Source organism: Plantibacter sp. Leaf1, from assembly GCF_001421315.1.
Lineage (GTDB): Bacteria > Actinomycetota > Actinomycetes > Actinomycetales > Microbacteriaceae > Plantibacter.
On record NZ_LMJX01000002.1, the window covers coordinates 1,181,678 to 1,196,897 of the forward strand.

The 15,220-nt window shown below is 67.9% G+C and carries 13 protein-coding genes; 5 read left to right on the forward strand and 8 right to left on the reverse strand.

Annotation, left to right across the window (positions count from 1 at the left end):
• Positions 1-5 precede the first annotated feature (5 nt).
• From guaA to guaB, 8 genes are all read right to left on the reverse strand, one after another.
• On the reverse strand, positions 6-1,607 hold the full coding sequence (guaA, locus tag ASE44_RS07775) for a glutamine-hydrolyzing GMP synthase (protein WP_056008015.1): 1,602 nt from the start codon (positions 1,605-1,607) through the stop codon (positions 6-8).
• Complete coding sequence (locus tag ASE44_RS07780) at positions 1,604-2,047, reverse strand: DUF3817 domain-containing protein (RefSeq protein ID WP_056778703.1); 444 nt, start codon at positions 2,045-2,047, stop codon at positions 1,604-1,606. The genes guaA and ASE44_RS07780 overlap by 4 nt, the downstream gene beginning before the upstream one ends.
• Before the next feature lie 38 nt (positions 2,048-2,085).
• Positions 2,086-2,862 (reverse strand): SURF1 family protein, encoded by a 777-nt coding sequence (locus ASE44_RS07785; RefSeq protein WP_082456062.1) that lies wholly within the window; start codon positions 2,860-2,862, stop codon positions 2,086-2,088.
• Positions 2,863-2,926: 64 nt separating this feature from the next.
• The gene (locus ASE44_RS07790) at positions 2,927-4,312 is read right to left on the reverse strand and encodes a cation:proton antiporter (RefSeq protein WP_056778708.1); all 1,386 of its coding nucleotides are present in this window, start codon (positions 4,310-4,312) and stop codon (positions 2,927-2,929) included.
• Between the two features lie 2 nt (positions 4,313-4,314).
• Positions 4,315-4,842, reverse strand: a complete 528-nt coding sequence (locus ASE44_RS07795) for a cation:proton antiporter regulatory subunit (protein WP_056008027.1) — start codon at positions 4,840-4,842, stop codon at positions 4,315-4,317.
• Between the two features lie 109 nt (positions 4,843-4,951).
• Positions 4,952-6,685 (reverse strand): glycerol-3-phosphate dehydrogenase/oxidase, encoded by a 1,734-nt coding sequence (locus ASE44_RS07800; RefSeq protein WP_056011449.1) that lies wholly within the window; start codon positions 6,683-6,685, stop codon positions 4,952-4,954.
• Positions 6,686-6,824: 139 nt separating this feature from the next.
• Positions 6,825-7,943, reverse strand: a complete 1,119-nt coding sequence (locus tag ASE44_RS07805) for a GuaB3 family IMP dehydrogenase-related protein (protein ID WP_056778711.1) — start codon at positions 7,941-7,943, stop codon at positions 6,825-6,827.
• A gap of 85 nt (positions 7,944-8,028) precedes the next feature.
• Positions 8,029-9,531 carry an IMP dehydrogenase gene (guaB, locus tag ASE44_RS07810; protein ID WP_056008033.1) on the reverse strand — a complete coding sequence of 501 codons (1,503 nt, stop codon included), beginning with the start codon at positions 9,529-9,531 and terminating at the stop codon, positions 8,029-8,031.
• A gap of 315 nt (positions 9,532-9,846) precedes the next feature.
• Here guaB and ASE44_RS07815 point away from each other — a divergent pair, with 315 nt between their 5' ends.
• The 5 genes from ASE44_RS07815 to ASE44_RS07835 all read left to right on the forward strand — a co-directional run bounded on the left by ASE44_RS07815 (position 9,847) and on the right by ASE44_RS07835 (position 15,191).
• Positions 9,847-11,064, forward strand: coding sequence for a branched-chain amino acid ABC transporter permease (locus ASE44_RS07815; protein ID WP_056780962.1), 1,218 nt, complete (start codon positions 9,847-9,849; stop codon positions 11,062-11,064).
• A 10-nt stretch (positions 11,065-11,074) separates the two neighbouring features.
• A complete protein-coding gene (locus ASE44_RS07820) occupies positions 11,075-12,055 on the forward strand; it encodes a branched-chain amino acid ABC transporter permease (protein ID WP_056008035.1) in 981 nt (326 codons plus the stop codon).
• The gene (locus ASE44_RS07825) at positions 12,045-13,016 is read left to right on the forward strand and encodes an ABC transporter ATP-binding protein (RefSeq protein WP_056778713.1); all 972 of its coding nucleotides are present in this window, start codon (positions 12,045-12,047) and stop codon (positions 13,014-13,016) included. The genes ASE44_RS07820 and ASE44_RS07825 overlap by 11 nt, the downstream gene beginning before the upstream one ends.
• On the forward strand, positions 13,013-13,789 hold the full coding sequence (locus ASE44_RS07830; RefSeq protein WP_056008041.1) for an ABC transporter ATP-binding protein: 777 nt from the start codon (positions 13,013-13,015) through the stop codon (positions 13,787-13,789). The genes ASE44_RS07825 and ASE44_RS07830 overlap by 4 nt, the downstream gene beginning before the upstream one ends.
• A 457-nt stretch (positions 13,790-14,246) precedes the next feature.
• Positions 14,247-15,191 (forward strand): hypothetical protein, encoded by a 945-nt coding sequence (locus ASE44_RS07835; protein ID WP_056778715.1) that lies wholly within the window; start codon positions 14,247-14,249, stop codon positions 15,189-15,191.
• Positions 15,192-15,220: the final 29 nt, after the last annotated feature.

The following is a 15,220-nucleotide window of genomic DNA, read 5'->3' on the forward strand; positions in this document are numbered from 1 at the left end:
AGTGATCACTCCCACTCGATGGTCCCCGGCGGCTTCGACGTGACGTCGAGCACGACGCGGTTCACGTCCTTCACCTCGTTGGTGATGCGGTTGCTGATGCGCGCGAGGACGTCGTACGGCAGGCGCGTCCAGTCGGCGGTCATCGCGTCTTCTGAGGACACCGGGCGGAGGACGATGGGGTGGCCGTAGGTGCGACCGTCGCCCTGGACGCCCACGGACCGGACGTCTGCGAGGAGGACGACCGGGCACTGCCAGATCTCCTGGTCGAGGCCGGCCGCGGTGAGTTCCTCGCGGGCGATCGCGTCGGCGTCGCGGAGGAGGTCGAGGCGCTCGGCCGTGACCTCACCGACGATGCGGATGCCGAGCCCCGGGCCGGGGAACGGCTGACGACCGACGATCGCCTCGGGCAGTCCCAGCTCGCGACCGATCGCGCGCACCTCGTCCTTGAACAGGGTGCGGAGGGGCTCGACGAGCTCGAACTGCAGGTCTTCCGGCAAGCCGCCGACGTTGTGGTGGCTCTTGATGTTGGCCGTTCCCGACCCGCCACCGGACTCGACCACGTCCGGGTACAGCGTGCCCTGCACGAGGAAGCGGATGGGCTCCCCTTCGTCCTGGGCCTCCTTGACGAGGTCGATCTCCGCCTGTTCGAAGGAACGGATGAACTCGCGACCGATGATCTTGCGCTTCTGCTCCGGGTCGCTCACCCCGGCGAGCGCCGACAGGAACTGCTCGCGGGCGTCGACCGTGACCAGTCGGACGCCGGTCGAGGCGACGAAGTCCTCCTCGACCTGGCGACGCTCGTCCTTGCGGAGGAGTCCGTGGTCGACGAAGATGCAGACGAGCTGGTCGCCGACGGCCTCGTGCACGAGCGCAGCGGCGACCGCGGAGTCGACACCGCCGGACAGCCCGCAGATGACCTTGGCGTCGCCGACCTGCGCACGGATGCGCTCGACCTGCTCGGCGATCACGTTGCCGCTGTTCCAGTCGGCGGGGATGCCCGCCGCCCGGTGCAGGAAGTTCTCGAGCACCTGCTGCCCGTAGGCGGAGTGCTTGACCTCCGGGTGCCACTGGACCCCGTAGAGCCCGCGCTCGGCGTTGGCGAACGCCGCGACCGGGGTCGAGGCGGTCGAGGCGAGGACCTCGAAGCCCTCCGGCGCCTTCGAGACGGAGTCGCCGTGGCTCATCCACACGTTCTGCTCGGTCGGGACGCCGTGCAGCAGCGTGCCCGGGACGTCCACGACGCTCGTCGCGTCGGTGGCGCCGTACTCGCGGAGACCGGTGTGCGCGACCTCGCCACCGAGCTGCTTGGCCATGACCTGGAAGCCGTAGCAGATGCCGAAGGTGGGGACACCGAGCTCGAGGATGCCCTCGTCGAGCGACGGAGCACCCGGCTCGTAGACGCTCGACGGGCCACCGGACAGCACGATGCCGACAGGGTTCTTGGCGGCCACCTCGGCAGCGCTCACGGTGTGCGGCACGATCTCGGAGTACACGCCGGCCTCGCGGACGCGTCGGGCGATCAGCTGGGCGTACTGTGCGCCGAAGTCGACGACCAGGACTGGTCGGGCGGCGGTCTGCTCCGCGACGGCGGGGGTCGGTTCACTCACTGCATGGACTCCACGGGTTCGGCGGCCGCCGCTGCTTCGCGACCGGAGAGGTAGCCCTTCACTTCCCGCGGGATGCGGCTCTCGAAGAAGAAGGACAGGAACGGGATGATGCCGCCGAGCGCGAGCCAGAGCAGACGCAGGACGTTCCACCGCATGAGGCTCCAGAGCCGGAACGCGGCGAACAGGTACACGACGTAGAACCAGCCGTGGATGATGAGGATGCCCGTGCTCAGGTTGACCGCGGTGGCGGTCCCGGACGGGACGAAGGCGAGGAAGCCGTAGGCGCCACCGAGCTCGAGCTCGAGGCCGAACGCGTACTTCATCAGCATCTCGGCGCAGAGCGACAGCAGCAGCACGCCGGTGATCGGCGCGGCCACCTGGTAGAACTTCAGCGCGCCTCGGATCGCGGGAAACGTCGACGGTTTCGGCTGGAGGGGCATGCCCTCCATCTTAGCCGCGGCCATCGGGGCTCCGGACATCACGCGGTGGGCTGCGACGCCTGTTCCTCGGCGTCCTCGAGCTCCTCGATCTCGCGCTCCCAGGCGTCCTTGGCGAGGCGGTACCAGAGGAAGACGGCGAAGCAGGCGAACACGACCCACTCGGCCGCGTAGAAGATGTTCAGCCAGTTGAGCTGGATCTCCTGGCTGGGCGCCGGCGACGAGATGGTCTCGAGTCCGTCGGCGGCGTCGTCGTCCACCAGGAACGCGGTGAACACCCGCAGGCCGTCCGCATCGGACCACCGGTTCAGCAGGGCCGCGACCGACATGTTGTCGAGATCGGTCGGCGCCGCGTCGGACGCGGGCTCCTCCGGTCCCTCCGGCGGGTTCAACCGCCCCTCGAGTTCGACGACACCGCTCGGAGCGTCGGCATTGAGTGCGTCCGCGACCCGGTCGGCGACCTGTCGGTCCTTCGTCCAGCCGACCGCAACCGCGAGGCCCGCCGCATCCGGCCGATCGGTCGCAAGGTGTCCGGTGACCCAGTAGCCGAGCACGCCGTCGTTCACGCGGTCGCCGACGACGAGGTAGTCCCCCGGCACCCAGGTGCCCGTCACGCTGATCCGCTGTCCGGCGTCGACCTCTCGGATCCCGACCCCGGGCTCGAGGACGTCCGCGAGCGGCCGGACCGATTCGGTCTCGCTCGGGACGACCTGTCCCGATTCGATGGCACGGGCCAGCTGCCACTGGCCGAGGGCCGCGAACGCGCCGGCGACGGCCAGGCAGAGGACGAGCACGCCGATCCACCGAGGACGCAGCATGACGGAGCGGAGCGTCGGACGGGCCTGACCGTGGTCGGTCGGCACTGGTGCCGACGGGGCGGGGCTAGTAATCGGGCTCTCGCTTTCGTGCTGGTGGTTCCTGGTCGTTCATCGCCTGTTCGACGAGTCGGTCGATGGCCGCCTGATCGGTGTCGGGAGCGCTGTCGTCCGGGTCGTCGGCCGTCCCCGCGACGAGGGCGATCGCCTCGTCCTCCGTGCGGTCGGGGCCGTCGGGGTGGTCGACGCGCTTCGGCTTGCGGCGACGCGGCCTGAGGATGAACGCGCCGATCTGCTCGGAGCGGCCGGCCACGATGGGACCCATCACCGCCATGATCAGCACATAGAGCCCGGCGAAGGGCTGGATGAGGGGGTTCAACCCGGCACTCAGGGACAGGGTCGCGAGGATGAGCGCGAACTCTCCTCGGTTCTGGAGGATCACCGCCGCGTTGATGCCCGCCTGTGGTCCGAGACCGTTCAGCCAGGCGACGAACTGCCCGGCGATCACGTTGAGCACCACCGTCATCAGGACGGCGAGCAGCACCGGGACGAGGACGCTGCCGAACTTCGTCGCGTCGAGCGCGAGACCGAAGTTCAGGAAGAAGAAGGCACCGAAGACGTCGCGGAGCGGGATCGCGATCTGCTCGATCTTGTTGCGGAATCGGGTCGCGCCGAGCACCAGACCGATGAGGAAGGCGCCGATCGCGTCGGTGACCCCGAGGATCTCGCCGATGCCGCCGAAGGCCACCGCGAGGCCGAAGAACAGGATGGTGAAGAGCTCGTCGTCCTTGGTGCGGAACAACCGCGAGACGAAGCGACCGCCGAACCTGGCGATCGTGAACATCACGAGGATGAACGTGAACGCGATCGCGAGCTTGCCGATGACCGGCCACACCTCCGTCTCGCCGCTCAGGACCACGCCGACGATCGCGAGGTAGATGGCGATGAAGATGTCCTCGACGACGGTGACACCGAGGATCATCGGTGTCTCGTCGTTCGTCAGCCGCTTGAGCTCGATGAGCAGCTTCGTGACGATGGCACTGGAGCTGGTGGCGGTGATCCCGGCGATGATGAGCGCTTCACGGGTCCCCCACCCGACGAGGAACCCGAAGACGAGGCCGGCGGCCATGTTGACGAGGATGTACGACCCGCCGGACACGATCAGCTTCCCGGCGTTGCCGAAGAACTCGTCCTGGTCGAACTCCAGACCGAGGTTGAACAGCAGCAGGACCAGGCCGAACACCGCGATCAGTTCGATCTGCGCGCTCGCGAAGTCCAAGGGGAACCAGCCCGTGTACGGACTCGCGAGGAGCCCGACGAGCATGTAGACGGGGATCGACGGGAGCCCGATGAGCTTGCCGAGACGGCCGAGGATGTAGGCGATGACGAACAGGACGCCGAGGATGAGGAGATCCTGGCCGAGGTGGGGGTTGTCGGTCGCGGCGTGCAGCATCCCTACCCTCCGGGCGGGGCGTCGACGGCGACCTTCTTGACGGCGCCGGAACGGAAGTAGGCGAAGGCCTTGGCGACCTTCTCCGGGCTGCCGGCCACGACGAGGGTGTCGCCCGGGAACACCCGGAAGTCGGCCGCGGGGGCCGGGTTCGCAGAATCGCCTCGGACGACGGCCACGACCGTGAGGCCGACCATGCCCTTCTCAGCGGGGTTGCCGAGCGGCTGCCCGGCGATGTGGTCTTCGTAGTCGACCGTGAACCAGTCGATGCTGAGCCCAGGGATCTGGTCGAGTGCGCTCAGCGATTCGGTGATCTGCGTGCCACCGAGCAGCTCCGCCAGAGTGTGCGCCTCGTCTTCGTTGAGCCGGAGCGACACCTTGCCGGCGTCTGCGCCGTCCTCGTGGTCGGCGAAGGTGATGAGGTCGCTGTGGCCGGAACGGTGGGCGATGACCCCGACCTTGCCGCCGTCGTCCGTGACGAAGGTGTGCAGCACACCGACTCCGGGAAGTTTGACCCGCCGAACATCCACCATGGCTGTACTCCTCAGGCTTGTTGTGGCAGTCCTCCTAGTCTATCCGCCACGCCTGCGTCGCTCGCCCGAGGGGCCCGCAGCGGTTGCGCTGCGGGCGATCACCGGACGGTCAGGCCCCCGGGACGATGTCCGGTGCCTCGAGCCGCACGCGGTCGGCGGCCTCGTCGTTCGGCTGTTCCTGGGACGCCCGCTCGGCGGTGACGCGCTCGAGGTAGTACGAGACCTCCTTGGCGATCCGTTCCTCGTCCCACCCGAGGACGCCTCCCATGAGCTTGGCCGCGACCGGAGCCGCCGACACACCGCGGTCCCAGGCCTCGATGGAGATCCGTGTCCGGCGAGCGAGGACGTCGTCGAGGTGGAGGGCACCCTCGTGGGACGCCGCGTAGACGACCTCGGCGCCGATGTAGTCGTCGGCTCCGGGGAGCGGCTCGGCGAGCGTCGGGTCCTCTTTGAGGAGGTCGAGCAGCTCGTCGGTGAGCACGCCGTAGCGGTTCAACAGGTGCTCGATCCGTGCGGTGTGGACGCCGAACGCACGAGCGATCTTGCCGCGCTTGTTCCACGCGGCCTGGTATCCCTCGGCACCGAGCAGCGCGATGTTCTCCGTCGCGCTGGCCGGGATCTTCCCGTCCAGGGCGTCGACGGCGGCGTCGATCGCGTCCTTCGCCATCACCCGGTACGTGGTCCACTTGCCACCGGCGATCACGACGAGACCCGGCACCGAGTGGGCGACGAGGTGCTCGCGCGACAGCTTCGAGGTCTGCTCCGACTCCCCCGCGAGCAGGGGACGGAGCCCGGCGAAGACCCCCTCGACGTCCTCGCGGGTGAGCGGGACGGCGAGGACGGTGTTGACGCGCTCCAGCAGGTAGTCGATGTCAGCGGCCGTCGCCGCCGGGTGCGCCTTGTCGAGGTGCCAATCGGTGTCGGTCGTGCCGATGAGCCAGTGGCGACCCCACGGGATGACGAAGAGCACGCTCTTCTCGGTGCGCAGCAGGAGACCCATGCTCGACTGGAACCGGTCCCGAGGCACGACGAGGTGGATGCCCTTCGAGGCGCGCACCTTGAACTGGCCGCGCTCCCCCACCATCGACTGGGTGTCGTCGGTCCACACACCCGTCGCGTTCACGACCTGCTTGGCCCGGATCTCGAACCGTTCGTCGGTCTGGAGGTCGTGCGCCTTCACGCCGACGACCCGCTGGCCGACCTTGATGAACCCCTCGACACGCACCCGGCTGGCCACGTGCGCGCCGTAGGCGGAGGCCGTCCGAGCGAGGGAGGCGACGTAGCGCGCGTCGTCGACCTGGGCGTCGTAGTAGGTCAGGCCACCGACGAAGGCGTCAGACTTCAGGCTCGGGATGGAGCTCAGCACCTGGCGCTTCGACAGGTGTCGGTGGTGCGGGACGCCCGGCGGACGGCCACCCGTCCAGCTGAAGAGGTCGTACAGGAGCATGCCGGCGCCGATGTACAACCGCTCGAACACCGGCTTGTTGAGCGGGTACAGGAAGCGGACGGGCTTCACGAGGTGCGGAGCGATGCGCTGCAACAGCAGCCCACGTTCGATGAGGGCCTCGCGGACGAGCCGGAAGTCGAGCTGCTCGAGGTAGCGGATACCGCCGTGCACGAGCTTGGAGGAACGGCTGGAGGTGCCGCTCGCCCAGTCGCGGGCCTCGAGCAGGCCGGTGCTCAGACCGCGGGTGACCGCGTCGAGCGCCGCTCCCGTGCCGACGATGCCGCCGCCGACGACGAGGATGTCCAGCTCTTTGCTCTTCAGCGCTTCGATCGCGGCGTCGCGTTCCTCCATCCCCAGCTTGGTGGATCGGGACACGTTGTTGGGCGTGGTGGCCATCGTCGAACTCCGCTCGCTGGAACCGCCCTCGCGACGGTCCTGCACTGCAGGAGCTCGTCCGCGAGGCTCTGCTTCCGAGGCTAGCGCCGAGCTTCCGAGCCGACAACCGCTTGCGGGAACCCGTGGGCTCCCGCAAGCGTCAGTTGCCCTGGTACGGCGCGACGACGACCTCGACGCGCTGGAACTCCTTGAGGTCCGAGTATCCGGTGGTGGCCATCGAGCGACGGAGCGCACCGATGAGGTTGGCGGTGCCGTCCGACTTCGGCGACGGCCCGTACAGGATCTCCTCGAGCGTGGCGACGGTCCCGACCTCGACACGACGACCGCGCGGCAGCTGCAGGTGGTGCGCCTCGGCACCCCAGTGCCAGCCACCACCCGGCGCATCGGTCGCACGGGCGAGTGCGGTGCCGAGCATGACGGCGTCGGCACCCATCGCGACGGCCTTGACGATGTCGCCGGAGGTGCCGAGACCGCCGTCGGCGATGACGTGGACGTACCGGCCGCCCGACTCGTCGAGGTAGTCGCGGCGAGCGCCGGCCACGTCGGCCACCGCGGTCGCCATGGGTGCGTGGATCCCGAGCGAGGCTCGCGTGGTGGAGGCCGCGCCGCCGCCGAAGCCGACGAGTACGCCGGCCGCACCGGTCCGCATGAGGTGCAGCGCCGCCGTGTAGGTGGCCGCACCGCCCACGATGACCGGGACGTCGAGTTCGTAGATGAACTTCTTGAGGTTGAGCGGCTCCTGGTTCTTGGAGACGTGCTCGGCCGACACGGTCGTACCGCGGATCACGAAGAGGTCGACGCCCGCGGCGACGACGGTCTCGTAGAGCTCCTGCGTCCGCTGCGGCGACAGGGCCGCCGCGACGGTCACGCCGGCGGCGCGGATCTCGGCCAAGCGAGCGGTCACGAGTTCAGGCTTGATGGGCTCGGCGTAGATCTCCTGCATGCGAGCGGTCGCGCGACCGACGGGCAGCGAGCGGATCTCGGCGAGGAGCGGCTCCGGGTCCTCGTACCGGGTCCAGAGGCCCTCGAGGTCGAGGACGCCGACCCCGCCCAGCTGGCCCATCATGATCGCGGTCGTCGGCGAGACGACGGAGTCCATGGGTGCCGCGAGCACGGGGATCTCGAACTGGTAGGCGTCGATGGACCACGACACCGAGACGTCCTGCGGGTCGCGGGTCCGCCGCGACGGGACGACGGCGATGTCGTCGAAGGCGAACGCGCGCCGGGCGCGCTTTGACCGGCCGATCTCAATATCCATGCTCACCCGACCAGCCTATCGGTCGCCTACGACGACGACGGCCCGGCAGGCGGGCGCCTGCCGGACCGTCGAGGTCACGCGGGGGTCACTTGCGGTAGTTCGGCGCCTCGACCACGATCTGCACGTCGTGCGGGTGCGACTCCTTGAGGCCGGCGGAGGTGATGCGGACGAACTTGCCCTTCGCCTTCAGCTCGCCGATGTTGCGTGCGCCGACGTAGAACATGGACTGACGCAGCCCGCCGATGAGCTGGTACGCGACGGCCGAGACCGGTCCGCGGTATGGCACCTGGCCCTCGATGCCCTCGGGGATCAGCTTGTCGTCGCTCGGGACGTCGGCCTGGAAGTAGCGGTCCTTGGAGTAGGACGTCTTCTCGCCACGCGTCTGCATGGCTCCGAGCGAACCCATGCCCCGGTAGTTCTTGAACTGCTTGCCGCCGACGAACACGAGGTCGCCGGGGCTCTCGTCGGTACCGGCGAGGAGCGAACCGAGCATGACCGTGTCGGCACCGGCGACGAGGGCCTTGGCGATGTCGCCGGAGTACTGCAGGCCGCCGTCGGCGATGACCGGGACGTTCACCTCGCGCGCCGCGAGCGACGCCTCGTAGACCGCGGTCACCTGGGGCACGCCCACACCGGCGACGACACGGGTGGTGCAGATGGAGCCCGGGCCGACGCCCACCTTGATGGCGTCGGCACCCGCCTCGATGAGGGCCTGGGCGCCCGACCGCGTCGCGACGTTGCCGCCGATGACGTCGACACCGGCGAACGCCGGGTCGGCCTTGAGCTTGCGGATGATGTCGAGCACGCCGGCACTCTCACCGTTGGCGGTGTCGACCACGATGACGTCGACGCCGGCGTCGAGCAGCTGACCGGCACGGGACCAGGCGTCACCGAAGAAGCCGATGGCCGCGCCGACGCGGAGCCGACCGGAGTCGTCCTTCGTGGCGAGCGGGTACTTCTCGCTCTTGTCGAAGTCCTTGACGGTGATGAGGCCCTTGAGCTTGCCCGCCTCGTCGATGAGCGGCAGCTTCTCGATCCGGTGCTGGGCGAGGAGCGCCATGACCGCGTTGCGGTCGGTGCCGACGGGAGCCGTGACGAGGCCGGTGCTCGTCATGACCTCGCTGACCCGCGTGGTCGCCTTCTCGAACGGCGACACGAACCGCATGTCGCGGTTGGTGATGATGCCGACGAGAACGCCCTCACCGTTGACGACGGGGAGCCCTGAGATGCGGAACTGGCCGCACAGTTCGTCGACCTCGGCGACGGTGGCGTCGGCGGTCGTCGTGATCGGGTTCGTGATCATGCCCGACTCGCTCCGCTTGACGCGGTCGACCTGCTCGGCCTGGTCGGTGATCGAGAGGTTCCGATGCAGGATCCCGATGCCGCCCTCGCGAGCCATCGCGATCGCCATGCGTGCCTCGGTGACGGTGTCCATCGCACTCGACAGCAGCGGCGTGTTCACCGTGATCCGCTTCGTCAATCGGGACGAGGTCTCCGCCTCGCTCGGGATGACGTCGGTGTGCCCGGGGAGCAGCAGCACATCGTCATACGTGAGTCCTACGAATCCGAACGGATCAGGCTGGTCCATTTATCCCTCTCATAGCCACGAACACACCGGAGAAACGCAGACCTGCCGGTATCACCATCGTAACCGAGCAGGGCGTACCCCTATTCCACGATCCCGACAAAACCATGCGCAGAAATACGCATGGGCGAAACATGTAGGCAATAATCAGGTTCTATCGTCGAACAGCGTTGTCCGACGCAGGAGAACGGTCCACGAATGTGGGCTGGCACTGGAGGTGCAGTGAAGTTCGCTGGAACAACCCGAAACCCGAGACTGGCACGGAGATTCGTGCTCCTCATCGCCTTGCTGTTCGGGGCGATCACCCTCACGTCCGTCATGAGCGCCGTTCCGGCTCATGCCGACGAAGTGGGTGAGGAGTACGACTTCTACTTCGCTGGGAACGTCAAGTACGACGACAAACCACTCGACGGCGTGAACATCACGGTCGACGGCAACGGCTACAAGGCCGACGTCGACACCGATGCCGACGGCAAGTGGAAGATCGGCGTCCCCGAGAAAGGTACGTACAAGGTCACCCTCGACGAGGAGACCCTCCCGAAGGGCGTCATCGTCGCCGAAGGCGGCGCGACCATCGAGGCCGAGTTCGGCCTCACCCAATCGAAGTCCGTGAACTTCTTCCTCGGTGAGGGCGAACGCGTCACCGTCAGCTTCTGGGATCAGCTCGCCGAACGGCTCGTCAACGGGGTGAACTTCGGACTCATGCTCGCCCTGGCGGCCATCGGAGCGTCGCTCGTGTTCGGCACCACCGGCCTCAGCAACTTCGCCCACGCGGAGATGGTGACGTTCGGCGCGATCATGGCGCTCGTCTTCGGGGTGTTCCTGCAGTGGCCCATCTGGCTGGCCATCATCATCGCCCTCGCGTTGAGCGCCGCCTTCGGCTTCGCGCTCGACGCCGGCATCTGGAGACCCTTGAGACGCAAGGGCGTCGGCATCGTGCAGGTGATGATCGTCTCGATCGGCCTGTCGCTGGCGCTCCGCTACGTCTTCCTCTACTTCGTCGGCGGCGGCACCTTCCAGCTGCCCGGCTCCGGAGAGGAGAACATCAAGCTGTTCGGCACGGTGTCGCTCAGCGTGACCGACATGATCAGCATGGCCGTGAGCGTCGTGGTCCTCCTCGGCGTGGCCTGGTGGCTCATCAAGACGAAGACCGGCAAGGCGACGCGAGCGATCTCGGACAACCCGAGCCTCGCAGCGGCGAGCGGTATCGACGTCGACCGCGTGGTCCGTATCGTCTGGATCCTCGCAGCCACCCTCGCCGGCCTCTCCGGCATCCTGTGGGCGTACTTCCGACCCGGCATCAAGTGGGACATGGGAGCGCAGCTCCTCCTCCTCATCTTCGCTGCCATCACCCTCGGCGGGCTCGGAACCGCCTTCGGCGCCATGGTCGGCGCCCTCATCATCGGCATCCTCGTCGAAGTCTCGACGCTCTGGATCCCGTCTGACATCAAGTACGTCGGCGCCCTCGTGGTGCTCATCGCGGTGCTCCTCGTGAGACCGCAGGGCATCCTCGGACGTCGCGAGAGAATCGGTTAGGGGCACGCGCATGGACTGGGGAAGCATTCTCTCGAACACGCTCGCTTGGGTCATCAGCCCGGAGACGATCGCCTACGCGCTCGCAGCACTCGGATTGGCCGTGCACTTCGGCTATGGCGGGTTGTTGAACTTCGGTATGGCCGGGTTCATGGCGCTCGGCGCCTACGGCTACGCCATCTCGATCCTGAGCTTCGACCTCCCGTGGTGGGCCGGCATCATCGTCGGTTGCCTGGCATCGGTGGTCTTCGCCTTCATCCTCGGCATTCCGACGCTGCGATTGCGGGCCGATTATCTGGCCATCGTGACGATCGCTGCGGCGGAGATCGTCCGCCTGCTCTTCACCACGCAGGTCTTCGACGAGTACACCAACTCCGCTGACGGCCTCGGCAACTACCACGCCGGCTTCCGGGCCGCGAACCCGATCCCGGAGGGCATCTACGGCTTCGGCCCGTGGGAGCTCAACGCGAACCAGTGGTGGGTCCGGATCTTCGGCATCCTGCTGCTGGCCGTCGCCGCCCTCCTCGTGTTCCTCCTCATGCGCAGCCCCTGGGGCCGTGTCCTGAAGGGCATCCGCGAGGACGAGGACGCCGTGCGCGCCCTCGGCAAGAACGTGTTCGCGTACAAGATGCAGGCGCTCGTCGTCGGTGGCGTCTTCGGCGCACTCGGCGGGGTGGTGCTGGCACTGCCCTCCGCGGTCGTGCCCAGCGTGTACGTCACGAGCCTCACGTTCTTCATCTGGACGATCCTCCTGCTCGGTGGGGCCGCGACGGTCTTCGGACCGCTGCTCGGCTCGGTGATCTTCTGGGTGATCATGGCGTTCCTCTCGAACGTCCTCCCGGCGCTCGTGAAGGCCGACGTCCTGCCGTTCATGAGCTCGACGCAGGCGTCGACGCTCCGCTACGTGCTGGTGGGTGTCGCGCTCATGCTGATCGTCATCTTCAGGCCGCAAGGCATCCTCGGAAACAAGAAGGAGCTGACCTTTGTCAAGTAACAGCTCACCCACCTCGCGGCCGGTCAAGACCACCGGTCTCCACGTCGGCGAGATCGTCCCGGGCGTCAAGAAGGTCGACCCCATCCTCATCGCGGACCAGGTCACCCGGACCTTCGGCGGCCTGCAGGCGGTGAACGTGGAGCACCTGGAGGTGCCCCGCAACGCGATCACCGCCCTCATCGGTCCGAACGGTGCCGGCAAGACCACCCTGTTCAACCTGCTGACCGGCTTCGACAAACCGAACACCGGAACGTGGAACTTCGACGGCAAGAGCCTCGGCGGCGTCCCGGCGTTCAAGGTCGCCCGCATGGGTCAGGTCCGCACCTTCCAGCTGACGAAGGCCCTCGGCCTCCTCACCGTGCTCGAGAACATGAAGCTCGGAGCGACCGGTCAGACGGGCGAGGGCATCTTCTCGAGCCTCGTGAAGCCGCTCTGGCGGAAGCAGGAGGCGGACCTCGAGGTCAAGGCCATGGACCTGCTGCGACGGTTCAAGCTCGACACCAAGCGCGACGACTACGCCGCCAGCCTGTCCGGCGGCCAGCGCAAGCTCCTCGAGATGGCGCGGGCGCTCATGAGCGACCCGAAGCTCGTCATGCTCGACGAGCCGATGGCCGGCGTCAACCCGGCACTCACCCAGTCGCTGCTCGACCACATCCTGGCGCTGAAGGACGAGGGCATGACCGTGCTGTTCGTCGAGCACGACATGCAGATGGTGCGCCACATCGCCGACTGGGTGGTCGTCATGGCCGAGGGTCGCGTCGTCGCCGAAGGGCCGCCGGACACCGTCATGGAGAACCCGGCCGTCATCGACGCCTACCTCGGCAGCCACCAGGACGTCGACCTCGGTGTCGTGACCGGCCGGATCGCCGGCGAGGAGAGCGCCGCAGCCGAAGAGCTGCTGGCCGAGATCGAAGATGAACGGCTCGCGGCTGGTGCCGAGCCCGAGGAGGAGCGGAAATGAGCGACGTGAAGGGCGCCCCCGTGGGCGGCACCGCGGTCAACACCGCCGAGATGGTCGTCGAGGTCAGCGATCTGACGGCCGGTTACCTGCCCGGCGTGAACATCCTCAACAGCGCGAACCTCACGGCGCGCAAGGGTGAACTCATCGGCATCATCGGGCCGAATGGCGCCGGCAAGTCGACGCTGCTCAAGGCGATCTTCGGGCAGGTGAAGGTGCGGAGCGGTCAGGTCCTCCTGAACGGTGAGGACATCACCGGGCTCCGGGCGAACAAGCTCGTGGCGCGTGGTGTGGGATTCGTCCCGCAGACGAACAACGTCTTCCCGAGCCTCACCATCGAGGACAACCTGAAGATGGGGCTGTTCCAGAAGCCGAAGCAGTACACCGAGCGTCTGGAGTTCGTCACCGGGATCTTCAGTGAACTCGGCAAGCGGCTCAAGCAGCGCGCCGGTTCGCTGTCCGGCGGTGAGCGGCAGATGGTCGCGATGTCGCGGGCGCTCATGATGGACCCGCACGTGCTGCTGCTCGACGAGCCGTCCGCTGGACTGTCGCCCGTCCGCCAGGACGACGCGTTCATCCGGGTCTCCGACATCAACAAGGCCGGTGTCACGACCATCATGGTCGAGCAGAACGCGCGTCGCTGTCTCCAGATCTGCGACCGTGGCTATGTGCTCGATCAGGGCCGCGACGCGTACACCGGCACCGGCCGTGAACTGCTGTCGGACGACAAGGTCATCGGACTCTACCTGGGCACGCTCGGCCAGGACGAGGACTGATCAGGGGTTCCCCACTCGCGGCTCGACGGGGACTTCGGTACCCTCGAACGTGCTCGTCCCGGCCATCGGCTGTGTGACGACCTGAAGCCACCGGAACCCGACCGGTGATCGAACCACAACTCCTCCCTCCCCCGAGGGGCACCGTCGCACCAAGACGGCCTCCTGAGACGGGGACGGAGGAGTTGTGCACTTCGGCCTCCCCTCCCCTCCTTGTGCCAGCGCGGTGCGCTGACGCGAGCGCGGTCCTGGCGCGTGAGCGCGGGTCTCCGGAGCCCCGCGCTCACNNNCCTCCACCGCGGCACAGCGACCCGCGCTGACGCCCGTGACCAGCAGTGACGCCAGCGCACCGCGCTGGGCACCATCCCCGGCTCGCTCCACCGCGAGCTGGGCGAGTGGCCGTTTCCACACCTACCCTCTCCTCCGTGTTGAAGCGCCACGGAACGGGCACGGTGAATCGATGGAATCCTTCGATCTGAACCTGCTCATCCGCCCGAACGGCCTCCTCCTCGTCCGAGACGCACGTCGGGTCGGTGCCGAGCGTCTGGTGAGTGCTGCTCATCGCGACGGAGACCTGGTGCGTCTGCGAAAAGGCATCTACGTCCCTGAACCGACCTGGCGATCCCTGTCCCCCGATGACCGCTACCGCCTCCGGATCGACGCGGCGGCCGTCGCCCTCCGGAAGGACGCCCTGTTCAGCCACTACTCGGCTGCGCGGCTCTGGGGACTCCCGATCGTCGGCCCATGGCCTGCCGAGGTGCACACGTTGACGAGCGGCGACCGCGGAGGACGCTCAGCACCGGGAATCATCCGTCATACGACGCAAGGCGCCGTTGCGCATCGGATGCGACATGGGCTTCCGGTGACGGACCCGGCGCGAACGGTGGTCGATCTCGCTCGGATCGCCCGCCTCGACGACGCGGTCGCCGTCGCCGACGCCGCGCTCCGGCTGAGGCTCACGGACGAGAGCGCACTCCGCTCGCTTGCACGAGATCTGCCGGGGCGTCGTGGAGGACGGCAAGCGCGCTTCGCGATCGGCTTCGCGGACCCTCTGGCGGCGAACGGTGGCGAGTCCAAGATGCGCGTCGTGATCGCCCAGCTCGGCTTCGCCGTCCCGTCCCTGCAACAGTCGTTCGCCGACGCCGACGGACCGATCGGTGTCGTCGATGCGGTCTGGACGGACGAACGCGTCATCCTTGAACTCGACGGCCGCCAGAAGTACGTGCGGGAGGAGTTCACCCAGGGACGCGATGTGGCCGACATCGTCCTGGCTGAGAAGCACCGGGAAGACCGGCTGCGCGCGCTCGGCTACACCGTCGTCCGCGCCACTTGGGAGGACCTCGTCCATCCGAGCCGGCTCGCTGCGAAGCTCGAGCGCGCCGAGCTGCAGCGCGCGTTCCGCTGACCCGTGCCCCTGCGTTCACTGCCAGCGCG